The sequence below is a fragment of the Corynebacterium sp. LaCa54 genome (assembly GCF_046717495.1).
GTDB lineage: Bacteria > Actinomycetota > Actinomycetes > Mycobacteriales > Mycobacteriaceae > Corynebacterium > Corynebacterium kefirresidentii.
Map to the genome: position 1 here is coordinate 16488 of NZ_CP177115.1, position 23525 is coordinate 40012.

15 protein-coding genes and 1 pseudogene are annotated in these 23525 nt (G+C 65.8%); 12 read left to right on the forward strand and 4 right to left on the reverse strand.

Going from position 1 to position 23525, the window contains the following annotated elements; translation table 11 throughout:
• Positions 1 to 41: 41 nt before the first annotated feature.
• From ACLI1M_RS00085 to ACLI1M_RS00130, 10 genes are all read left to right on the forward strand, one after another.
• Positions 42 to 2288: an ATP-binding cassette domain-containing protein gene (locus ACLI1M_RS00085; RefSeq protein WP_248099378.1), complete on the forward strand. Its 2247-nt coding sequence runs from the start codon at positions 42 to 44 to the stop codon at positions 2286 to 2288.
• A gap of 174 nt (positions 2289 to 2462) precedes the next feature.
• Positions 2463 to 4235: an AMP-binding protein gene (locus tag ACLI1M_RS00090; protein ID WP_248099376.1), complete on the forward strand. Its 1773-nt coding sequence runs from the start codon at positions 2463 to 2465 to the stop codon at positions 4233 to 4235.
• A gap of 10 nt (positions 4236 to 4245) precedes the next feature.
• Complete coding sequence (locus ACLI1M_RS00095; RefSeq protein WP_239274614.1) at positions 4246 to 10566, forward strand: non-ribosomal peptide synthetase; 6321 nt, start codon at positions 4246 to 4248, stop codon at positions 10564 to 10566.
• On the forward strand, positions 10559 to 11737 hold the full coding sequence (locus ACLI1M_RS00100) for a saccharopine dehydrogenase (RefSeq protein WP_239274615.1): 1179 nt from the start codon (positions 10559 to 10561) through the stop codon (positions 11735 to 11737). The genes ACLI1M_RS00095 and ACLI1M_RS00100 overlap by 8 nt, the downstream gene beginning before the upstream one ends.
• On the forward strand, positions 11734 to 12777 hold the full coding sequence (locus ACLI1M_RS00105) for an ATP-binding cassette domain-containing protein (protein ID WP_248099374.1): 1044 nt from the start codon (positions 11734 to 11736) through the stop codon (positions 12775 to 12777). The genes ACLI1M_RS00100 and ACLI1M_RS00105 overlap by 4 nt, the downstream gene beginning before the upstream one ends.
• Positions 12774 to 13526 (forward strand): ABC transporter permease, encoded by a 753-nt coding sequence (locus ACLI1M_RS00110; protein ID WP_005325973.1) that lies wholly within the window; start codon positions 12774 to 12776, stop codon positions 13524 to 13526. The genes ACLI1M_RS00105 and ACLI1M_RS00110 overlap by 4 nt, the downstream gene beginning before the upstream one ends.
• Positions 13523 to 14260 carry an ABC transporter permease gene (locus tag ACLI1M_RS00115; protein ID WP_005325972.1) on the forward strand — a complete coding sequence of 246 codons (738 nt, stop codon included), beginning with the start codon at positions 13523 to 13525 and terminating at the stop codon, positions 14258 to 14260. Before ACLI1M_RS00110 ends, ACLI1M_RS00115 begins: the two co-directional genes overlap by 4 nt.
• Positions 14261 to 14333: 73 nt before the next feature.
• Positions 14334 to 15017 (forward strand): class I SAM-dependent methyltransferase, encoded by a 684-nt coding sequence (locus tag ACLI1M_RS00120; protein WP_248099372.1) that lies wholly within the window; start codon positions 14334 to 14336, stop codon positions 15015 to 15017.
• The gene (locus ACLI1M_RS00125) at positions 15014 to 16792 is read left to right on the forward strand and encodes an ABC transporter ATP-binding protein (protein WP_411706589.1); all 1779 of its coding nucleotides are present in this window, start codon (positions 15014 to 15016) and stop codon (positions 16790 to 16792) included. The genes ACLI1M_RS00120 and ACLI1M_RS00125 overlap by 4 nt, the downstream gene beginning before the upstream one ends.
• The gene (locus ACLI1M_RS00130) at positions 16789 to 18522 is read left to right on the forward strand and encodes an ABC transporter ATP-binding protein (protein WP_005325967.1); all 1734 of its coding nucleotides are present in this window, start codon (positions 16789 to 16791) and stop codon (positions 18520 to 18522) included. The genes ACLI1M_RS00125 and ACLI1M_RS00130 overlap by 4 nt, the downstream gene beginning before the upstream one ends.
• 194 nt (positions 18523 to 18716) lie before the next feature.
• Here the strand turns inward: ACLI1M_RS00130 and ACLI1M_RS00135 are convergent, their stop codons facing one another.
• On the reverse strand, positions 18717 to 19133 hold the full coding sequence (locus ACLI1M_RS00135; RefSeq protein ID WP_248099370.1) for an esterase/lipase family protein: 417 nt from the start codon (positions 19131 to 19133) through the stop codon (positions 18717 to 18719).
• A gap of 439 nt (positions 19134 to 19572) precedes the next feature.
• A pseudogene (locus ACLI1M_RS00140) lies at positions 19573 to 20781 on the reverse strand (IS110 family transposase).
• 346 nt (positions 20782 to 21127) lie between these two features.
• On the opposite strand from ACLI1M_RS00140, the gene ACLI1M_RS00145 reads away from it, so the two are divergent.
• Both ACLI1M_RS00145 and ACLI1M_RS00150 read left to right on the forward strand, forming a co-directional pair.
• Positions 21128 to 21505: an MmcQ/YjbR family DNA-binding protein gene (locus ACLI1M_RS00145; RefSeq protein WP_200436167.1), complete on the forward strand. Its 378-nt coding sequence runs from the start codon at positions 21128 to 21130 to the stop codon at positions 21503 to 21505.
• A 67-nt stretch (positions 21506 to 21572) separates the two neighbouring features.
• A complete protein-coding gene (locus ACLI1M_RS00150; RefSeq protein WP_086589162.1) occupies positions 21573 to 22058 on the forward strand; it encodes a MarR family winged helix-turn-helix transcriptional regulator in 486 nt (161 codons plus the stop codon).
• Positions 22059 to 22076: 18 nt separating this feature from the next.
• Here the strand turns inward: ACLI1M_RS00150 and ACLI1M_RS00155 are convergent, their stop codons facing one another.
• Entirely contained in the window at positions 22077 to 22625 is a 549-nt protein-coding gene (locus ACLI1M_RS00155) for a DNA-3-methyladenine glycosylase (protein ID WP_200436168.1), read from the reverse strand.
• Positions 22625 to 23488 (reverse strand): polysaccharide deacetylase family protein, encoded by an 864-nt coding sequence (locus tag ACLI1M_RS00160; protein ID WP_005329703.1) that lies wholly within the window; start codon positions 23486 to 23488, stop codon positions 22625 to 22627. The genes ACLI1M_RS00155 and ACLI1M_RS00160 overlap by 1 nt, the downstream gene beginning before the upstream one ends.
• Between the last annotated feature and the right edge of the window lie 37 nt (positions 23489 to 23525).

Sequence of the window (23525 nt, forward strand, 5' to 3'; positions counted from 1 at the left end):
GCGCGGGCGTGCGGCACGCCGATGGGCGATGGGCACCTGACATGGTGGATCTCTCCTTCGATTTCGGCACGATCAACGTCATTACGGGACCCGTGGGATGCGGAAAGACGAGCCTGGCCCACCTCATCGCTGGACTGATCCCCTCGCACATCCCCATCGACCATGCCGGATCCGTGCATATCGTCGATGCCGACGGCACCGAATGCCCCGTGGACGGGGACCGGGTCACCTTCGTCGGGCAAGACCCAGCGACGCAGGTGCTCACGCTTCGAGTCGTCGATGACGTATCCATGGCCCTCGAGTTTTCCCTCGTGGAAGCTGACATCGTCGCCAAGCGATCAGCCGCGGCCCTGTCAGAGCTCGGGCTGTCAGAGCTCGCGGAGAAGGATCCGTGGGCTTTGTCGGGCGGGCAACGCCAGCGGATGGCCATCGCCGGTGCGGTGGCCAGTGCGCCGGAGGTCATGATCTTCGACGAGCCCGCGGCCCACGTCGACGAGGATGGTCGCCGGTCGCTGTTCGCCGCTATCCGTGAATTGCGGGCTCCGGGGCGCGTCATCCTGCTCATCGAGCACGACCTCCGCCCGTTTGACGGGTGGGTCGACACGGTGACAATCCTTGATGTGGACGGGAGCGTCGCCGCCCAACGAGCGCCGGAGGGCATCGCGGTGAAGGGCATTGCGACGACGGCCGCGACCACCGGAACGCCGGACGACAGTACGCCGGGCACGGGAGCGCCGGACCGTCCCGGTCCGGACCGGCGGCGAAAGTCCCGGAGGGCCGGGAATGGCACCGATCCGGATTCGGAGGCGGATGCCGTTCCGCTGCTGGCCTTGACCGGAGCCAACGTGGCCCGGGGCGGGGAGCGGATCCTGAACGGGGCTGATCTGACACTGGAACGGGGCGAGATCCATGCTCTAGTCGGCGCCAACGGAGCCGGTAAGTCCACCTTGCTGGCGGTGCTGTCGGGCCAGATGAAGGCGGGAGCGGACATACGGATCGACGGCGAGTCCGCCCGGCGCGCCCCCGACGCCTTCGCGTCGTGGGCGTTCCAGAACCCCGAGCACCAGTTCACCCGTGCGACCGTCGCCGCGGAAATCGCCTCCGCGCTGGCTGGCACGGACCCGCACGGACCACTCGGCGCCGATGAGCTGAGGAAACTGCGGGAAGCCTTGTGCCCCCGGGCACTTGACCCTGTCTCGCCGTTCGTCCTGTCGGGTGGACAGAAAAGACTGTTGGGAATCTTCCTAGCGGCGGCGGCCAATCGCCGTTTGCTGCTTCTCGACGAGCCGTTGGCGCACCTGGATTCGCCGAGCTCGCGCATCGTACTGGATGCGCTGACGGAATACGCCGGGGCCGGCGGAACCGTTGTGTTCACGTGCCACGACCGCCGTGCCGCGCGAACGTGGGCGGATCGGGCGAGCATCGTCGCCGAAGGGAAGGTCGCCTGGTCTGGTCCCGCGGTCGACGTGCCGGCTGCCCCGGAGCCGTCCCGGCGGGATCGCGCACTGCCCGCGGCCGGCGCAGGGACGTCCGGGAATGAAAACCCCTGGACCAGTGAATCCGCCCCTCGAAGACGCGCAGGGTTGAACGCCATCACGATTGTCGCGGCGGTGATGCTCGTCGTCGCCGCCGGGCTGCTCTCCGGCGGAGACGCCGTTGTCGCGCTGACGGTGGTCGCGTTCCTCGCACTCGCTGCGATCGCGGAACGCGACGTTCGGGCGACGGCAGGGAAGGTCCTCCTCGTCCTGTTGAGCGGGGTGTTGTTCGGCTTGATCGGGTGGCGCTCCGAGTTCTACGGAGGTGGGGATGCGGCGGAGGCCGTCCGCCACGGCATCCATCACGGACTGCTGTTGACGGCCGTGTTCGCGGGGACGGTCCTGGTCTCCGCGTGCATGCGCGTCGAGGAGCTTTTCGACGCCATGGTGCAACGCCTCCGGGTGCCTTACACATGGTGCACCATAGCGATTTCCGGGGTGAGCATCGCGGCGTTCCTGCGCAGCGAAATCCCCCAGCTGACATGGGCGATTAGATTGCGCTCGATGCGACCAGGGCAGTTTTTCCGCTCCGGTTTCATTCGCGCGACGACGCCCGCGCGCATCGCCTTCCCCTTGTTCGTCAGCGCCGTGCGCGGCGCCGAAAAGCTGTCCCTGACCCTGGCGATGCGCAACTTCGGCCGCCATCCGCGGCGTACCTTCCGCACCGATCACCCCTGGCGAGTGCGTGACGGTTTCGCGGCCGCAGCGTCCGCCGCGGCCTTCGTTGCCGCCCTGGTGTCCGCAGTGACTTGACGGGCACCCGGAACCGGCGGGCCCCGAGCCCGCGAGCGTTTCCGAGCCTGTGCGGAGACGCGCCCCACCCAGTTGCTTCACCCCTTCAACCCTTCAGACACATCCTCCGGGTCACGCCATGCGGGCCCGGTCCGCCCGGCACCTGCATGGCGCCGACAACCGAAAGAGGTACCAGTGAACACGATCCGGACCATCAGCGACGTGCTTCGGGACAAGGCCGATGAGACGAAGAAGGGGATCACCTTCGTCGAGAACCGGCGGGACGTCTTCGTCCCGTACAGCCGGGTCCATGCGGAGGCGGTGGCGGTTGCGACTCGGTTGGCCGAAGCCGGCATCGGCCCCGACGACCGCATAATCTTCCAGGTTTCGGAGAACCGCGGGCTCATCCGGGCGTTCTGGGGCTGCGTCTACGTCGGCGCGGTTCCGGCGCTTGCGCCGCCGGTGTCGGGCCCGGCTGACGTCGACAGGGTGCGGACGCTCTTGGACATGATGCCCGGGGCCCCGATCCTGGTCGATGAACGCAGTCACACGCTGCTCACCGGCGCAAACGGTGCCGTAGTCGTGGACGAGGACCGGCTGCTCGACGTGTCCATAGTCAATGACGCCGCCGCGGAACCGGGGGCGGCGATGCCGGGTGATGCTGAATCGGACTTCTCTCAGCCGGGGGACGTGGATTCCGGGGAGGGCGCCGGCGCGGTCCCCGCGTTCCCGGTGCGGGGTGGGACGGGCGGCGAAGCCCTTATCCAGTTTTCGTCCGGTTCCACGGGATCGCCGAAGGGCGTCATCGTAACCAACGAGTCCGTGCTGAACGGTCTGCGCGCGACGATCCCACGCCACGCGCACCGGTACGAGAACAAGATGCTCACGTGGCTGCCTTTGACCCACAACCTTTCGCTGATCGGCTTCCACGTCTACGCCCTTTTCCGTGGGTATGACCAGGTGTTGCTGCCGGTTTCCGAGGTGATCGCCGATCCCCGGAGTTGGTTCGAGGCCGTGACCAGGCACCGGCCGACGGTGACCGTGTGCCCGAACTTCGCGTTCAAGCACTTCCTGCGCCATCTCGAGCGCCGGCCCCTCGGGCCCGACCACGGTTATGACTTCTCCAACGTCCAGAAGCTGATGAGCGGTTCTGAACCCATCGACGCTCCATTGGCCCGGAAGTTCCTCGCGGCGATGTCCGCCATGAGCCTCCGGGAGGATGCCCTGACCTCCGCCTACGGAATGTCTGAAGCTTGCCTGCTGGTCACGACCCGGGACATCTACTCGGGTCTGTCCACGGTGCGGCTTGACCGGAAGGGCATCACCATGGGGCAGCGTTTCGAGGACATCGAGAGCGAGTCTGGAGCTGAGTTCGTCGCCTTGGGCAAGGCCGTCCCGGGGATCTCGTTGACCATCCGCGATGACGGGGGCGGGGTCCTCGGCGACGGCACCGTCGGTGAAATCCACATCGCCGGCGCTCCGATGACCCGCGCCGCGATCACGGCAGAGGGGATCGTGGAGCACGAGCTTACCGATGACGGGACGTTCGCCACGGGGGACATGGGCATTCTCCGCGACGGCGAGTTGTTCGTCCTCGGCCGGAAGAAGGACATCATCTTCGTCAACGGCCGGAACTACTATTCGGCCGATTTGGAAGCCGTGCTGGAGAATGTGCTTGACCGCGATGTCGCCGTTCTCGGCCGGAGCAACCCAGCCACGGGCGAAGAGGAGATCGCCGTGTTCCTGGCCAGGCAGACCCCGACCGATCGTGCGGCCGACGGTGCGACCGGTGTCGGGCAATCGGACGTGGATGAAACTCCGATCGATGAACAGGCGGTGGCCCGTTCCGCGATGACCGAGCTGATGCGCGTCGCCGGGGTGCCCGCTTCCCGGGTTCTGTGGGTCGACGAGCTGCCCGTCGCGTCTAACGGCAAGAAGCTCCGCCGCAAGCTCGAGGCTCTGCTCTGAGGCGATGACCATGACCAATGAAACGATCGCGCCGGCCGTCGCATCTACCGCCGTGGGAGGAACCCGCACCGGGGTCCGAGTCGCCCCCGAACGGCTGTCGGAGTCCATCGCCGACGCCATCGGCGTGCACCTGGATTCGGCGGACGTGAAACTCCGCGACCACATCCCGAACTCCCTGACTTTCCTCCAGATGTTGCTGGCGCTGGAGGATGAGTACGGGGTCAGCATCGATTACGCGGCGATGGACCCCGGGGCCACGGTCGCTGATTTGGCGGCCACCATCGACGCGGCCCGGGGTGGCGCTGATGCCGGATCTGCCGCAGGCGCCGCTGCCGACCCCGCTGCGGCGACGGATGAGTCGGATGACGGCGGGGCCGGCAAAAATGGGGCCGATCCCGCGGATGCGGTCCCGCTCAATCCGATCCAGACCGCCTATCTGCTCGGCGCGGACGAGGACATCGAGCTTGGCGGCCAAGCGACGTACATCTACGCGGAATCCCGGCACGACCATCCGCTGCCGCAGGTGGAGGAGGCCGTGCAGGCGGTCTTCGGGCGTCACGACGTGCTGTTCCATCGGCTCGACGTCGATGCCGGGGTCTTGAGCCCGACCGGCGCGTGCCTCGCCACCGTCGAGGTAGTCGGGTCCGGCGACGATGTCGACGCGGCGGTGGGGGAGATCCGTCGGGACATGCGAACCGCGGCGCGATCGTCGAACGAGGACGGTCCCATGGTCGCCGCGAGGCTGCTCGCAGATGCGGGCGGGTGCAGGATGTTCATCTACTTCAACATGATCGTCATGGATGCGGGTTCGGTGTACCTGTTCTTCGACGAGCTCGAATCCCTGCTGGCCGGGGAGTCGCCGGCTCCGGCTTCCAGATATGGGGATGCCGTGGCGGCAATCTCCGCGCGCCGGCGCGACGGGAAACGGCCCGAGGACCTCGCCTATTGGGAGAAGAAGGCCGCAGATCTGCCGCGGCGCCCGGAGTTCCCGGCGGCCGTGGAGGGTGGCGACGATTGGTCGACCCGGCGCTTGGGCACGGTGCTTGACGCGGAGGTCACCGCCAAGCTCGGCGAACGTGCCCGCCGCATTGGAGTTACCCTGTCGTCGCTGGTGATGGCCGTCAACGCCGCCGTCGTCTGCAGGTGGCTGCCCGAATCCGCGTTGACGGTCAATGTGACTGTCAGCGAACGCAGCGGCCTCGCTGCGGGCACGAGGGTGATGGGAGATTTCACTTCATCGATGCTCGTCGGCGTCGACGCCGGGAGAGCCGCGACCATCGACGGGTTGGCGGAGGTGATCGACCTGGACATCCGCGAAGGGCTGTCCCACCGCGGCGTTTCCGGTGTGGAGGTACTACAGCGATTCCTTCGGGACGCGGCCAATCAGTCCCAGGCCACTGCTCCGGTGGTGTTCACCAGCTACCTCGGCGGCGAGCGGGGAAGCGGGCGCAGCCCGGTCATCGAACGCGTCTACACGCAAACCGCGCAGGTGTGCCTCGACATTCAGGTGATGCCGGCATCGGGCGGGATGGTGTTGTCGTGGGACGTGGTCGACGATTACTTCCCTGCGGTAGATGCGATGTTCGGGGCCGTTGCGGAGGCCCTGGACGTGGTGGCGGAGGGTGGAGAGGCTCTGCCCATCCGTCATGCGGAGACGGAGGGGGCCGTCGCCCGCTACAACGACGCTGCGGGACCGATCCACGATGACACCCTGGTTTCGCTTGTCGAAGCCGCATGCGCGGCGACTCCGGACGCACCGGCCGTGCGCCTCGCTGCCCGGGGCATCTCGTACACCTACGCCGAGGTCTGGGCCCGGGCCGGACGCATCGCCCGCCAACTCTCGGATTCCGGCGTCGGGGCGGGGGATGCGGTGATCGTGCGCTACACCAAGCATCCCGACGACATCGTCAACATGGTCGGCGTATTGCGTGCGGGAGCCGCATTCGTGCCTGTCGACGCGGGCATGCCGACCCAGCGACAAGAATACGTCGTGGAAGCCTCAGGTGCGGCGGGCCCGATTCTGGACACCGGCATGATCGATGAACTGGACCAAAGCGGAGTGGCGGGCGTCGGCAAGCCCGCAGCCGCGGAAGTCTGCGACCGCGCGGGCAGCGCGGGTGCTCACTCTTCGCCCGGCACTGCCCCTGACGACCTTGCCTACGTCATCTTCACCTCGGGGACCACGGGCCGTCCAAAGGGTGTGCGGATCAGTCATCGCAACTGCGTCAACACCATCCTCGACGTGAACCGGCGGTATGGAGTCACCTCCGCCGATCGCATCATCGGATTGTCGTCGCTGGGATTCGACCTGTCGGTCTACGACGTGTTCGGTGCGTTCGCGGCAGGCGCGACGGTGACGATGGTCGGAGACGAACGCGACGCCGATGAAATCCTCGACGTCTTGCGGGAAGAGCGGGTCACGCTGTGGAACTCCGCGCCCGCCCTGTTGGAGCTCGCCCTGGTCCGGGCGGCGGACGACGACGTGTTCCCGGATGTGCGCACCGTATTGCTCAGCGGCGATCGCATCGCAGCGGGGCTTCCGGCACGCGCCATGGCCATGTTCCCGAACGCGTCGATCAATAGCCTCGGCGGTGCGACCGAAGGAAGCATTTGGTCCATCCACTGCCCGCTGCAACGCGACAGCCTGGAAAACCGCATTCCCTACGGGTACCCGCTGGCGAACCAGGGCATCCACGTGCTCGCGCCCGACGGGGTGCATTGCCCCGTTGGCGTGCCGGGGGAAATCCACATCAGCGGTCTCGGGGTCGCGCAGGGGTACGCGGCCGATCCGGAGCGGACCGCTGCCGCCTTCGGGCATGTCCCAGGTATCGGGCGCTGCTACCGGACCGGAGACGTGGGCATGTTCAATGCGGAGGGTTTTGTGGAATTTCTCGGCCGCCGCGATCGTCAGGTGAAAATCGCGGGCTTCCGCGTCGAACTTGGAGAAATCGAATCGGTCCTCGAGCGGTCCGGCCTGGTGACCGCGTCGATGGCGGCGGTCGTCGAATCGGGCGATCGGGGACTCCTGGCGTGCCTCTACGTTCCGGCGGACGACATGACCGGCTCGCGGGATGCCGTCCGGGCCGAGCTTGCCCGCTGCTTGCCAGCGTACATGGTACCGACGGTCCTGCTGCCGGTGGCGCACCTGCCCGTTACCGTCAACGGGAAACTGGATCAGGAGGAAATTCGTAGGCACGTCGGCGCCGCGGGCGGCGGGGCAACGGCCGATAGCGAGGCCGCCGGGGCCGGAGCCGTGGGCGCGCCTGGTTCCGTCGCCGACCCCGGGGCGATCGAGTTGGTGTCCGGAGTCTTCGACGAGATCCTCGGGGAAGCCCCGTCGACGGGTGCCGCGGATCCGACGTGTGGCGCGGGAGAGTCTTTCTTCCGCCGCGGCGGCGATTCCTTGCAATTCCAGGTTATGATGCGCGCGATCCGGCAGAAGACGGGAGTCCGGCTCCGTTTCCGCGACGTCATCGCCGACCCGACCATCGCGCACATCGCCGGCCTTGTCTCGGAAGCCATGCGGGAGTCCAGGGCCGAGTCTGAAGACGTCGCCGAGGCAATGTCTTCCCTCGATTGCGCCGTCGGTGCCGGTTCAGCCGCAGGAGGCGCCCGAGAATGTTCCGCGAGTGCCCACGGGAAGGATCCGGTGGAACAATTCGGGGACGACCCCCACGCGCCGTTCCCCCTGACCGACATGCAGAAGGCCTACTACGTTGGCCGGAACTCCGGGTTCGAGCTGGGCGGCGTCACCGAGCACTACTACATCGAATCCGTCACAGAACCAGGTATCGACATCGACCGCCTGGAGGAAGCCCTCGACAATCTAATCCGCAGGCATCCGATGTTGCGCGTCGTGTTCACCGCACAAGCCACGCAGCGGATCCTGCCGGAGGTTCCGCGCTACCGCATTGACGTCGCCGACTACCGGGCCGCCGATGAGGCGACCGTGGTCGAGGCGGTGCGGCGCAAGCGCGATGAGCTGAGCCACCAGGTATTCGATCTGGGCAGCTGGCCCTTGTTCCATCTGTCGGCGTTCGCGCTCCCGGACGGGCGGCACCGCCTGTTCTTCAGCGTGGACATGATCATCGGAGATGGGGCGAGCCAGCGGATTTTCATCGACGACCTGGACAAGCTGTACCGGGGAATGGAGCTTCCCCCTGTCACTGGCGACTACCGCACGTACGTCTTGGAGATGAAGCGCCGGGAAGCTTCGGCGGTCGGGCGGGGCGAAGAGACGTTGACTCGGACGGTGGTCGAGGAATTCCCGCCCGGCAACACCCTTCCATCAAGCGGTGCGGCCGCGGACGTGGATGTGCCGCGGATGCGTCGCCTGACGTACACATTCACCGCTGCGGAAACCGCACTGTTGCGGGAACGGGCCAGCGCCGCCGACGGCAGCGTGTCCGCACTGCTTCTCGCCTGCTATGCGACGAGCTTGTCGCTGTGGTCGAGGGGGGATTCGGTCGGCATCAACATCACCACGTACAATCGTGATCCCGAAATCGCCGACGTCGCCGGCGTCTTCGGTGATTTCACCGGCGTGATTCTGATGCCGGTGAAAGCGGCCGCCGACCATGATCTCCGTTGGTGGACGGCGGAACTGCGCGACCGGCTGCTCGGGCACATAGCGGCCGGGTACTCCGGGGTGTCGTTGCTCGGCGCCATCGCGCGCCACCGGGGTCTGCCCGTCGGACAGGCCGTAGCGCCGTTCGTGTACACCTCGTTGCTGTTCGGCGAGGGTTCCGCGGCAGGCGATGGCTCGGGCAGGGATGCCCACGTCCTGGGAGACGTCGATTACGCCATCTCCCAGACCCCGCAGGTGCTGTTGGACAACCAGGTGATGGAGGTCGACGGGCGTATCAACGTCGCCTGGGATTTCGTCGAGCAGATTCTGAAACCGGAACTGGTGGAGGACATCTTCGACCACTACATCAGGTCGGTGTCGGGCTTCGCCGGGGGCTGCCCCGAAGCGGCGCCGCTGAGCGTCGGCCAGGTTCGGCACCTGCGCCTGGCGGTCGGGGGCACTTCTTCCGGCGGTGGGGCGATCGACGACGGCGTCGCGGGCGCGTCATCGGCGGAGCGCGACAGGTCGGGCGCGATCTCGAGGATCGCATCCGGGGACCTGTTGGGCCGAGCTCGCGGATACCTGACGGTCATCACCGGGATGGTCCGGGCCGATCTCGGCGGCGCCGAAGCCGGCGCGGACGACGACCTGTTCCTCCTCGGCTACGACTCCCTGGGATTCGTGAAGCTAATGCAGCGGATTCAGGACATCACCGGGGCGTCGGTGCCGCTCGCGGAAGCGCTGGCCAAGCCGACGCCACGTGGCGTGGCCGAGCTCGTCGACCAGTCGACGGCCACGCCGACCGACCGGCGGGACGCGGATGACCCCGGCGCGTCGGCCGCGGACCGTTCGCTGGTCCTATTGCGCAGCGGCGATGAGGCGCGCCCGATCTTCCTCGTCCACGGCGGATTCGGCACCGTCGACATCTACCGAGACCTGGCACTCGCGATCCCCGGTGGCGGGCAGGTGTGGGGTGTCGGCTTCGCGGAGTTCGAGAGACCATTCCCCCACGCTACCGGCATCGGCGACATCGCGGCCCACTACTCGGGCCGGGTCCGCGAGGTGCTCGTCGACGGTGCCGCCCCGGCGATCGTCGGATGGAGCCTCGGCGGCACTATCGCAGCCGAGATGGTGCTCCGTTTGGCCGATCTCGATCCCGCGCTGGTATTTCTCGACAGCCTGGCTCCGGGGATCGCGGTCGACGTCGGGGATTTCGACGCGGAATCCGAAAAGGGGCTGCTGTCCCGGGTGGTGCCCTCGATCGCCAATCTCCCGCACGGAACGCCGGTTTCCCGCCTCTGGGCGGAGTTCGACGGGGTCGACGAGACCGACGGGGAACGGGGGGCTCGCCTGCGTGCCCTGGCCGCGGCGGTCGCACCGACGCTCCTGGAGGACCTTGGGCTTTCCGGCGACCGGGTGACGGCTACGGAGTTTAACTCGCTGCGCTCGCTCATCGATGCCCGTACCCGGTACCGGCCCGAGGGGCGGGTGAGGGAGGCGTTGTTCGTTCTCCCCGATGACGGCGAGGCCCACAACCACGACCAGTGGCGGGACCACCTCGTCGATGACCTCTGCGTTGCCGGCGTCGCGGGAAACCACTATTCGTTCGTCCTCGGAGAGGATGCCGCGCTGACTGGGGCTCTCATCGGGGAGTACATCGAACGCCGGCGCCGGGCACCGGAAACGGATGACAGGGCAGTGGACCCGTCGTCCGATGGAATCGACCGGTCGCGGGACCGGGGAAAGGAGATAGAAAGTGACTGACCGACGAAACGGCGGGGAAGCACGGGACCGCGACGGGGGCGAACCCGTGAAAGTGCTGGTGGCCGGAGGTACCGGCGTCACCGGACGGCTCGTCCGGGGGATGCTCGGCGTCGTCGATGGGATTGAGCTGGCCTACACTTCCCGGCAGAAACCGGACGATGGCCCGGGGCGGCACTTCCCGCTGAGGATCGCCGCCGGCCACAACGAGATCTGCAGGGTCTTCCACAAACACGATTGGGTGGTCAACTGCACCGGCCCGTTCGAGGTGCATGCAGACTCACTCGCCCGTGCTTGCATCGACTCAGGCACCGGGTACATCGACGTCAACGATTCGATCGACGCCCGCCGCGCAATCATGGCCCTCGACGGGGATGCTCGGCGGGAGGGGGTTCCCGTGCTCACCGGGTTCGGCCTGTGCCCGGGCTTGTCGACGGCCCTGTTGATGCTCGGGGCCCGCGCTGCGGGGGCCGAAGAGGTCCGCGATGTGCGGGTCGATCTGCGAATTGGCGCCGACCAGGAATCCGGGGCCGCGTCCGTCGAGTCGATGTTCCGGACCATTCGCGGCGGATACCGCGCGATGCTCGGCGGCGCCATCGTCGAAGTGCGGCGCAACCTGGTGTCGTCGCAAAGCGGAATCGGCTACGAATGCCCGGACATCGACGTCGTACGCGAGGTGTGCCCCTCGATCCTCGGATATTCCTACCACGTCGCCTTCGATGCTCTCCCCGATGAGTCGGTGGAGAAGATCCGCACGTCGAGACTGTACGCGATGCCCGTCGTCTCCGGTCTGCTCGCCCGTCTCGGGGCGGCCGTGACGTCGCGGAAGGCGCGGGCGAAGGGCACTCCGCAACCCGCCGAGCTGGTCGTCGCACTGTCCTCCGCCGGCGCGGGCGATGCGGGGTCGGCGGCCGAGACAACCGTCGTCCGGGCGACTGGCCCGGGTTCCTACAAAATGACCGCGGCCATTGCCGCCGCCACCGTTGCGTCGGTCACGGGGAAGCCGGTCGCGCCGGGGTGCCGGGATCTCGTCGGCCACCCCCGGCTCCTCGAACCGGTCCTCGCCTTCGCCCGCGATGCGGGCATCCATATCGAAACGCCGCATGACAACCTGACAACGGGGCCACTGCCGGCAGCGGCCCACTGCGACACCAAAGAAAAGGAGAAACGATGACGGATCAAGCTGAACGGGGTGCGGCGATCGTCGTCCGCGACCTCACGAAGAGCTACCCGATTGCGGGCAAAGCCGGCACCGCGCCCGAAGGCGGGGCAGGTGCTCCGCCGGACGGCGGGCGTAAGGGAAAGCGCGGCGCCCGGATGCGCAAGCATGTGCTCGACGGCGTGAGTTTCACCGTGCCCGCCGGGTCGATCGTGTCGTTCCTCGGCCACAACGGCGCAGGCAAGACCACCCTCATCCGAATCCTGTCGACGCTCATCACCGCAGACTCCGGCGAGGTGAGCATCTTCTCGCGCGATGTGAAAGAGGATCCGGCGGGCGTGCGCGCCGACATTGCCACCACCGGCCAATTCGCGGCGATCGACGAGAACCTCACCGGCCGGGAGAACCTGGAGTTCTTCGGGCGTCTGCGCGGACTCGACCGCGCCGACGCGGCCGCCCGCGCGACGGAACTGCTCGCGCAATTCTCGCTCGCGGACAGTGCCTCGACGTTGGCGTCGGCCTATTCGGGTGGTATGCGGCGCCGCCTCGACATCGCCGCGTCGCTGTGCGTCGTGCCCAGGTTGCTGTTCCTCGACGAACCCACGACGGGGCTGGACCCGGTCAGCCGCGAAGAGTTGTGGGGCTTCATCCGGCAACTGCGGGACGACGGAATGACCCTGGTGCTGACCACCCAGTACCTGGAAGAGGCGGAGGCGCTGGCAGACCACGTCCATCTGCTCAAGGACCGCCGCATCGTCGCCAGCGGAACGCCGGAGGAATTGCGTCGCGACTTCGGGTCGCACGTGCTCCGCGTGTCCTTCGCCACCGCCGCCGGGGCGGAGGCATTCGCCCGCTGCCTAAGGGGAGCGTGTCTGGACCGCGCCCGCGTCGCGGGGAAGATGGTGTCCCTCGACGTCGCCCCCGGACCGCAGGTCCTCGAGGCGGTGGCGCGGGCGATGGAGGCCTCGGAAGCGTTGCCGGATTCGCTGAGCGTGTCGCCGCCCACCCTTAACGAGGTGTTCATATCGATGAACGCGGGGGGTGCGGCGCGATGAGTGCGACGTCGGTCGCGGCGTTCCTCCGTCGGGATCTGCTGCTGTTGCGACGCAACACCGCGTCGCTGATCTCCATGTTCGTCGTTCCTCCCCTCTTCCTGCTGTGCCTGTACGCGGTGTTTGGGTACTCAGCAGGGCAATCCGGCTTCGGGTACCTGCGTTTCGTGCTCGGCGGCTGCCTGTTCCAGGCGGCGATGTTCACCGCCGCGGCGTCGGCGATGGCGGTGGGACAGGACGTCGAATCCGGGCTCGTCGACCGTGTGCGCGTGTTGCCCGGGGCCACGGGCGGCTATGTCGCCGGCAGGCTCGCCACCGATGTGCTGCGGATGTCCGCGTCGATCGCGGCGCTGCTGATCGTCGCGTGGGCCTGTGGCCTCGACATGGCTCTCGGTGACGTCGCGTGGACAGTCCTGTGGTCACTGCTCGCTGCCGCGGTCCTGTCCCTGGTCACGGACGGGGTGATCCTGATGGTGCCCGCTCCGGTGTCGACGGCCTCATCGATCCAGGCGCTGGAAATGCTGCTGCTCATGTTCTCCACCGCGTTCATTCCGACGACCGCTGTGGACGGCTCCCTGCGCGACATCGTGCGCCACATGCCTTTTTCGCCGGTGATCGAGGTGATCAGGGCGGCGTCCCCGGGCGCCTTCCCGAATCACGCCGGGGAAGAGGCCGCCCTGTGGCTCGGTGTCGCGACGGTCGTCGGAATCGTCCTGTTCATCCGCCTGTTCACCTCGAGGAGCGAATCATGATCGACGCCATTTTCGTGCATCTGCGGCGCATCGTCCACACTTGGCTGCGGCGCCCTGACTTCTGGTTCATGACGTTCATTGCTCCGCTCGTGTACCTGTTCATCGTCAACCGCATGTTCGGTAGCCTGGTCAGGCAGCTCACCGGAGAGTTCGAACTCCGGAACGCGGTCATCCTTGTCGTAACGGCGTGGGCGTTCATCTTGGCCATCACGGGATCGTCCACCGTGTTCGTTGAACGCAGCAATGGCCTCCACGAGCGGTTGATCACAATGCCGGCACCGTACGCGGCCGTGCCGACCGCACGGATAATCGCCGAGTTCATCCGGATCATGGCGATGACGATCGTCGTCGCGGCGGTGGCCGCCTTGCTTTCCGACGGCCCCCTGGAGGTGTCCTGGTGGTGGAGGATCACGGTGACCGGCGCGATGGTTGCCGCGGCGGCCGCATGCACCGGCACGTACATCGCGTTCTCCATCACCAGCCCCCAGGGATCCGTGGCCCTTATCCCGTTGATAATCGTTGCGATGTTCGTCAACACGGTGCTCATGCCCGCCGACCACTTCCGTCCCCTCCTGCGCGGAATCGCCGGGCACACCCCCGTATCCGCGGCCGGCGAGGCCGTCAACGGTACCGGGGCTGCGGGTCTGGTGGTCTGCGCGGCCTGGTTCTTTGGTATCGCCGTGCTCGCGGCGTGGGGCATCGCCGTGAAAACGAGGCCGGGGGAGTCTGCATGACGGCCCGCGAATCCGAGCATCTAACCCGAAACCGCCGCGTGGACGCGGCCCACACACCCGGAGACAGAACCAGATGAAGTCGATCGCCCAGATCGTCCAGAACAACCGCAGGCTCCTCGCGGCCTACGAGGACAAGGTCCAGCCGAGGTTCCTAAGCCGCTATGCGCGCGAACCGATGGACGCCGCCGCCGTGTACCGGAAGCTCCGTGCGCTGGATCCCGGGCCGGATGCGCCGGCCCGGGTCCTCGACCTCGGTTGCGGAACCGGGTGGCTCGCCCGCACGCTCGCCGCTGAGTCTCGCTATCGCAGGGCGAACATCGTCGGCTACGACCTGTCGCCCAATGCGATCCGCATCGCCCGCGAACGCGCCGCCGCCGACGGGCTTGGGGCCCAGACGGAATTCCACGTTGCCGACATCCTCACGCCGCTCGCGGGAGAGCCCGGCGGGGCCTGTGAAATCTGGGTGTGTGGCGCGCTCCACCAAATGAAGGATGCGGGAGCCGCGCTCGGCAGGGTCTCCGGGCTGCTCGCCGACGGCGGCATCGCTTACGTGCAGACATTCGTCGAGGATCCCGACGTGAACGAGCGGGTCGACATGGCCGTCATGGCGAAGATGGGCCACCGGGTGTTCCGGGGCAGCGAGCTCGAGGACCTCGCCGAAGCCAACGGGCTGAAGCTGGACGGAGCCTCACGCGCCGGCATGGTGTATTTCTGCACTCTCGCGAAGAAAAGCGCGATCGGGGAGGCGGGGAAGTGAGCGCCGTGGACGGGACCGTCGGCCCGTGGTCGCTGCTCGCCCCGATCCGGACCCGGATGCGTGCGGTGGTCGCGTTGTCCGTCCTGTCGTCGGTGGCTACCGTCGCTTCGCTGGTCGGCATCATCGACATCGCGATAACGTACCCGGAGGCCCCGGTGCATCGGACGTGGTTGGCCGTGGTTGTCATCGTCGTCGCCGCGACGGTGCGAATGGCTGCGGACGGCGCCGCCGGCATGCTCTCGCACCGGGCGGATAACGACCTGCAGCTCCACCTCCGGCGCCGGTTGGTTGCCCATATCCGGAAGCTGCCGCTGGGTTGGCTGGACGCCCGGCGCTCGTCGGGGATCATCGGGTCGGTTGAGAAGGACGTCGCGGCCGTCCACCAGCTCATGGGCCACACCGTCGGCGAGACCGTGGTGGCGGTGCTGGTTCCCCTGCTTTCCCTCATCGCGCTCGTCGCGGTCGATTGGCGGATCGCGGCGGTGGCGGTCGTCCCGGTGCTGGTCACCTTCGCCCTGATGGGCGTGATGATTTCGCGCGGAGCCGGTCTTCAGCGCGACTACGAGCGAGCCTCTGAAAAAGTGACGGCTGCGGTCATCGAGTTGGTGCGCGGCATCCCGGTGATGAAGTCCTTCGGACGCGCCAGCCAGGGCGCGGGCCGCTACGATGCCGCGGCGTCGTCGTTCGTCCGCGCGTGGTCCGCCTGGTCCCGGCAGTCGAACATCTATCTCGGGCTCATCGACGTGGTGACGTCCCCGATCACGGTCCTCGCAGTGGTGTGCGGCGCCGGCCTCGCTTTGAGGGACACCGCGGGCGGCAAACCGGAGGGTCTCGTCGCCGGGCTGGTTCTCGGCCTTGGACTCTCCGCGGCGATCGTGAGGGTGGCTATGAACTCCGAACCCATCATCGCGGGGATCGCCGCCCTGAAGTCCATCGCGGAGGTGCTGGGCACGCCGCCGATCACCGAGTCCGCCGAGCCGGTGCCCGTGCACGGAGGCGCGCTCGAGGTCCGGAACTTGGTCTTCTCCTACGGGGATGGGCCGCGGATCCTCGACGGGATGTCCGCGACGTTCGAATCGGGGGCCCTCACGGCGCTGGTGGGACCCTCCGGTTCCGGAAAGTCCACCGTCGCCCGGCTGTTGGCGCGTTTCCACGACCCTGTCGAAGGCTCGGTGCTGCTGGGCGGCGACGATCTTCGCGACATCGCCGTGCGCGACGTGCACCGTTCGGTGTCGGTGGTGTTTCAGGATCCGCAGTTGCTCACGCTGCCCTTGCGGGAGAACATCCGGCTGGCCAGGAGAGACGCCACCGACGGCGAAATCATGGCGGCCGCGAAGCTCGCGAACCTCGATACGGTCATCGCGGCGCTGCCGAAGGGCCTGGATTCGGTGGTCAACGTCGACGTAACCTTTTCCGGTGGTGAGGCGCAGCGCGTGGCCATCGCGAGGTCGATTGTCACGGACGCGCCGGTGCTCATCTTCGACGAGGCAACCGCTTACGCGGATCCGGCTTCTGAGGCCCTCATTCAGTCCGCAATCGAGCGTTTGGCTCGTTCGCGGACGGTGATCGTGATTGCGCACAGATTGAGCACGATCCGCAACGCTGACCGCATCCTCGTTCTCGATGGGGGAGCGGTCGCGGAGGCGGGCACCCACGACGAGTTGCTTGCGCGCGGTGGCCGCTACCGGGAACTGTGGCGCGCGTTCGCCCTCGACGACGAACCATCCGCCCCGCGGGGCACTGAAGCAGACGATGAAAAGGCAGGGAACCGATGATCCGGGACTTGTGGTCGATGACGGATCGGCACTCGAAGATGACGCTGGCGTGGCTCATTGCGTTGGCCGCGCTTGCCGCGCTGGCACAGGGAGCGGCGTTCGTCGCGCTGCTGCCGCTGCTGTCGGCTCTGGCCGAGGGAGATGATGCGACGGCGTGGCGTTTCACCGGCGTCATCGCCGGCCTCGCGGCCGCCCATGCGGTGCTGTCCCTCGCCGCGGGGACGGTCGGCAGGGCGAATTCCGCAGCGGTGCTGTCGTCCCTGCTGCGTTCCCTGGGCGAACGCGTGCTGACGTTGCCACTCGGTTACGTCACCAAGTCCACGGCCGGCCGCTTTTCGGAGATGGCGTCTTCGGGCATGGCGTTCGCGGCGTCCGTGCCGCACGTGATCCTGCGGCCCGTCATCGCCGCTGTGGTTACGCCGACCGTCATCGCTCTCGGAATTCTGGCGATGGATTGGCGCGTCGGGTTGGTTCTCGTCGCGTCGGCGCCGGTGCTCTTCTTCGCCTACCGGGCCATTGGCCGGGTCGGCGGGGAGTCGGACGAAGCGCATGCTGACGCCGTCGCTGCCGTCTCCGGCAGGCTGATCGAGTTCACCCGCGGCCAGCAGGTGATTCGCGCCGCGGGCGACGGTTCGGCGGCGGACGCGATGGTGGATGAGGCGATCCAGGCCCAACACGATGCGTTCGCGAAGGCGACGTCGACGCAAGGCGCGGCCATCGGACGGTTGGGCTCGGTCGTCCATGCGGTGTTCACGGCGGCGGTGGTCGTCGCCGTGGCGGTCGCCGCGACGGGCGGGATGTCACCGGCGCATTTGGCGCCGATGCTCATTGTGGTCGTCCAGTTCACCGGACCGATCACCACGGCGGGAGCGTTGTCCGGCGGTTTCGGCGCGGGCCGCAACACGTTGGCTGCGCTGCGTGACCTGCGGGCGATCCCCGTCCTTCCCGAGCCTGCCGCACCGGAGCTGCCCGACGGGCATGACGTGGAGTTCCGCGGCGTGAGCTTCGGGTACGGGGAGAAGAAGGTCCTCGACGGCGTCAGCTTCCGTGCGCCTCAGGGAGCGCTGGTCGCCATAGTGGGACCTTCGGGGGCGGGCAAGACGACGGTCATGCGGCTGCTGTCGCGGTTTCATGATCCGGACTCGGGGGAGATCCTCATTGGCGGGGTGCCCTTGCCTCGGATCGGCACCGACGGCGTGAACTCGCTGGTGACCCCGGTGTTCCAGGAGACGTTCCTCTTCGACGCGTCCGTGCGGGACAACGTGGTCTTCGCCGACCCCGGATTCGGTTCCGGGCCCGGCGACGGAGACCGCTTGCGCGAGGCCGCCCGGCGATCCGGGGTGGACCGCATCGTGGAGCTGCTGCCTTCCGGGTGGGATAACCCGGTGGGGGAGGAGGGGACGCTGCTGTCGGGAGGCGAGCGGCAGCGCGTCGCCATCGCCCGGGCGCTTCTGAAGGATTCCCCGGTGGTGCTTTTCGACGAGCCGACGTCCTCGCTGGATGCGGCCACTGAGCGGGCGATTGTCGGCACGATGGAAGCGTTGCGCGGCGATCGCACCGTGATCGTCGTCGCCCATCGCCTGCACACCGTCCGCGATGCCGACCTCATCGTCGTGCTTTCGGAGGACGGGACGGTCGCAGAACGGGGCACGCACGATGAATTGCTGGCGAAGGGCGGCCGCTACGCCGAGTCGTGGACGTGCCGGACGGGAGGCTCCCCGGGCGCCTGATCCTCGTCCGTCGAGGACCATCGCTCCGGTCCGGTACCGGTGCAGTGGTCCCGCCACGCCGTCCCGGTCAGCGGGTCCTCGACGATGCCCTGGGCGACAGGGTCGTAATTGAAGCCGTAGTGCTCGGTGCGGTGGGCGGGGCACACGTCTTGGACGGTGATGTTGGTGACGCCGGGTTCCCGCACGAAGGAGTTTTAGTGGGGGAGCACGGCATTGTCGTGCCGCGTGCCCAGGAAGGTGTACCGCACGCCCGGTCGAGTGATGTCGCCGATGGTCAGCTCATTCAGCAGCATGGAACCGGAGATCTGCTGTTCCCAGGCAAGCGCGTTCGTTTTGCCGGCGTTTCGGGAGTATCCGTGGCGCATCTCGGGGTGGACGTCAAAGCGATCGGCTGCGCTGTGCGCCCGGGGCCCGTGGTTCGAGGCACCGGTACCGATGAGCTGTTCGACGACCCGGTCCCCGCCCAGCTCCCGGATGTAGTGGTGGGGCAGGGGTCCGCTGCCCTGCGAATACCCGACGAGGTTGACCGCCGGGGCTCCGGTCGCGGCCAGCACCCGGTCGACGACGGAATCAAGTGTTTTCGAGCTGTGGCGGATGTCGCCGCTGAACACAGCCCATTCGACGGGGTGTCCATCGACGACGAGCGGGTTGTCGGTGAACGTGTAGGCGCAGAGCCCGGCCCGCCCATTTCGCGTAGGCGTCCTCCCGGGTCCCGGGAATGAGGATGACGGGCAATTCACCGTCCCGGGGCGGCACCGGAAGTCGTTGGCGCCGGGGGCACCAGACCGGGCTTGGCCATGGACAGGGCCCGGGCGGCCGCGGGTGAGGTTTGCCGGCGGCCGAGCCACCGGTCGGGAAACCGCCGTCCGACAGCGACGAGGGGATTCTCGTCACCTCGTCGGGGGTGTTCCTATATAGGTTGTCAACTCCGCGGGTGGGCTTGTTGGGGGTGTGAAGGGTTTCTGCTTCGTCTCGTAGATGTTGTTTTGGGTACCTTGAGGAGCCGGTTGGGCTTGCTGTGCAATCGGCTTGGATGGGGGTCTGTTGGCTTTAGGCTGCTGCAGCCTCCTGAGCTGTAGAGATGTCTCGGTAGTGCTCGCCGTTTCGCATCATGGAGAAGAGAGCGTTGAGGCGTCGGCGTGCGAGTGCGACGACTGCGGCGTTGTGTCTTTTGCCTTCTTTGCGTTTTCGTTCATAGAATTGCCGGGAACGCTCGTGGAATCTGATCGATGCAAAAGACGATTGCCATAGGGCGTTCTTTAATTTTTGTTGCCAGCGCGGTTGGGTGAATTCGGCATAATGGACGTTCCTGATTGATTTGTCCGTGGTGATAGGCCTGTATAGGACGCTAGGTGCGCTGCATCGGGGAGGTCGGACATATCGCCAACAGTCATGAGGATCTGCGCGGCGCTACGTGGGCCGATGCCGGGCATGGATAAAAGAATCTCGGTTTGAGGAATGTCTTGAATGAGCTTGAGTACCTGTGCTTCGATTTCCTTGCGATGCTCGAGTTTGGCCAGTGCGTCTTTGGCGGACATTGCTACGCCAAGTTCGGCGTATTCTGCGCCGGCAATGGACACGGTCTGTCCGTGGATGGCAGCAAGCATGGCATCGATGACAGGCTCGGGATTGCGCGCTTTGTGACTGCGCGCAAAGGCTGCTAGGCGTGTTTTACCGATGCGTCGAATCTTGGTGGGGCCGCCGTATTTTGCAAGTAGGTGGAGGATCCATTTTCGGTGAATCATCTGTCCGCGCAGGACATGTTCGAATGCAGGATAGGTTCCCACGAGCGCGGATCGCATCTGGTTAATTAGGCGTGTGTAGGCCCGGGCGAGGTCTTCGTCGATACCGTTGAGAACTTTTGGCTGGGTAAAGACTTCCTCAACGCGGTCGACGCTGCGCAGGGAGTCCGGAAGGTTAAGACCGGCATGGGCGATAACGTAGGCGTCGCGTACATCGGTCTTTGAGTTGCCGACGTGGATGCGAGAGAGCTGTCGCATCGCAAGCCCTGGTAGATAGCGATCGTCTGCCCCCCATGTCTTGGGCGACTGCGACGGTTAATCGGCCGATGTTGTTGGGCTGATCGACAATGACAAGGACCGAGGCGTTGTCGGCGAGGAATTGGCCGAAGAGCTTGCGTAGCGAGCCTTCATGCTGATTGATGCGTTTGGACAGGACTTGCCTGCCTTGGGGATCGAGGACGCAGGCGTGGTGGAAGTATTTGCCGACGTCCACGCCAATGACGAAGTCATAGGCCATGGGTGTGTTCCTCCTAGCGATGAATTAGAAGTTGGACTATTTGAGCTTCATCGCTGGGGGTGGTCGGACATACTTAGTACTGGCATCTACATTACTGTGAGACCTCATACCACCTGGGCTGGGTCAGGTTCCTATTGAGCTGTTTGAGTATGTCACTGTCTTCGGCGGCATCACCCCCGGATCATTTTCAGACAGGGGCGGGAATAAGCCATACCGAAGCCAGCGACTAGTTCTACTGTCCTTTCAGACGGAGGGAACGGAAATAAACATAACCCGCCCAATCGGGTGGACAGGCTATGAATCTTCGGTGCCCTGAGGTGGAACTGCTAACAACGAAATGGGGGCGATGTTGGACGGGAGCGGCATCTACAAGGTTGCGCGGCAGCGCGCCGAAGAGATGCTCGGCTCGCAGGTGCTGCATCCTTTTGGTCCCGACTGGGACGTATTTAAAGTACGCGGCAAAATTTTCTTGCTGTTGACAGCGGTGACCGGTCAACAGCAAATGATCATTAAGGCCGAGCCGGAGGACTGCCAAGCGCTACAGCAGCAGTATCCATTCATTGCGCCGGGCTACCACATGAATAAGCGGCATTGGGTTTCTGTCTATCCACACGCAGATCTGCACGAACGGCTGGTAGAGGAGTTAGTCACGGACTCCTATCGTTTGGTGGTGGAAAAGCTGCCGAGAGGGCGGCGGCCGATCGATCCGTCCTCTGTGCACTAAAGCCCTTTGTATTAAGGACAATGGCGAGTCACTTTAAAATTAAAGCCATGTTGATAGAATAAATCCCATGACCGAGCGCGATGACTACTGGCTAAATGATGAAGAGCTCGCATCATTTATGTCCTTAATGAGCGTAAATATTCGCTTGACCAATATTTTGGATGCTCAGCTGCGTGATGACGCAGGCCTGAGCTTTTTTGAATACACGGTGCTCTCTCGGCTATCTGAGGCGGAAAATCGCGAGATGCGTATGCGTGATTTGGCGATTACCGCCAATGGATCTTTGTCTCGCTTGAGCCAGGTTGTTACGCGCCTAGAAAAGCAGGGGTGGGTCGTGCGCCAGCCGTGCCCGACTGACGGCCGCACCACCATGGCACAGCTGACGGATAGCGGCTGGGATAAGGTAGTCGAGACCGCGCCTGGACACGCTAAGCAGGCGCGAAGGTCCGTAATGGATAACCTGACCCGCACGCAGATCCGCCAGATGCTGCAGATCAATCGGCGGATCATAAAGGCCATTGAGAATGATGAGCGCTATGGTGGGCGCTATTAGGCAGTGTGCCTTGCGAGGCTATTGCTTGGGATAGCCGCGGCGGCCCGAGACGGTTTTATCGAATGGGATCCAAAACCGCAGGGCTGCTTCCTTGTTTTTCGAGATGCCGATGCGCGGTCCGCGTACCCATTCTGGTTCGGAGGTTCGCTCAATAATCTGAATTGGTTGGTGGTTATCTTCCAGCGTGAAGCCTAAGGCCTTACCCAAGTTGCCTGGTCCGCGGGCGAGATTATGAAAATCGGTGGTGCCGCGGCGGGCGAAGGCGATATCGGCGCCCTCGATGATTTCGCCGCCGCGCAGCAGGCAGCCTTGGCCGGTGCCATCAGGGGCGCAAACGATATTGACGTTGCGGTGGATACCATAAGAAATATAGACGTAGAACCTACCCGGCGGACCGAACATGGCCGCATTGCGCGGGGTCTTGCCATTGAAGGTATGTGCAGCGGAATCCTCGGCACCGAGGTAAGCCTCAACCTCCGTGAGGCGGATGCTTACCCCGGCATGGGTGAGGGTGCAGCCGAGGAGTTGGGGAGCGACGGCGTCGGCAGTCAGGGCAAAATCAATCATTAACCACGAGCGTAGTAGCGCTTACCTGCTACAGGGGTGCGCAGGAGGCGATCCAAGCTCACGGGCTCGAGGCCCTTCGCGCGCAGGCCGTCGATAACGCAATCGGCGGCGTCCACGGTGGTGGGGTGGATATCGTGCATCAGCACAATGGAGCCGGCGCGGGCGCCTTGCACAGCCGCGGAGCACACATGGTCGGAGTTGCGGTCCTTCCAATCCACGGTGTCGACGTCCCACAGCGCTTGGGAGACGCCCTTATCGCGGGTGGCCTGATCCACGGTGGCGTTGGTCGCGCCATAGGGCGGGCGTACCCAGCGCGTGCCTTGGCCGGTGGCCTTTTTGATGGCGGCATTGCCGGCGTCGATTTCCTGGGATACCTGGTCATAGGACAGGGTGTTGAGCTGGCGGTGGCTCTTGGTGTGGTTGCCGATGGTGTGGCCCTCGGCCTTCATGCGCTTGAGCAGCTCAGGATGCTGATATGCGTTGGGGGCTAGCACCATGAAGCTTGCGTGCGCGTTCTTTGCCTTGAGCTTGTCCAGTAGGCGGTTGGTCTCGGCACCGGGGCCGTCGTCATAGGTGATAGCTACGCAATTGGCACAGTCGACGCCACCTTCGCTGCGCGGCTGCGGCTTCTTTGGAGCTGGGGCGGCGGGTGCCTTCTTCCCGGGGGCAGAGTGTGGAAATGCCTGGGAGCTGAAGTCTTCGACCTGTGCGCGGGCATCCTCGAGGCGATGGTTGATTTCTCCTTGAATATCCGCGCTTGAAGACGCAGGCAATCGTGGGATTTGCGGTAACTGTGCATGAGCGGCTGCTGGCATGGCGGCGGCAATAAGCACGGTGAGTGCAGAGGTGAGGATGCGGCGCATAGTGTTCCTAAAAATGAGGGAAAGTGGACATGATGTG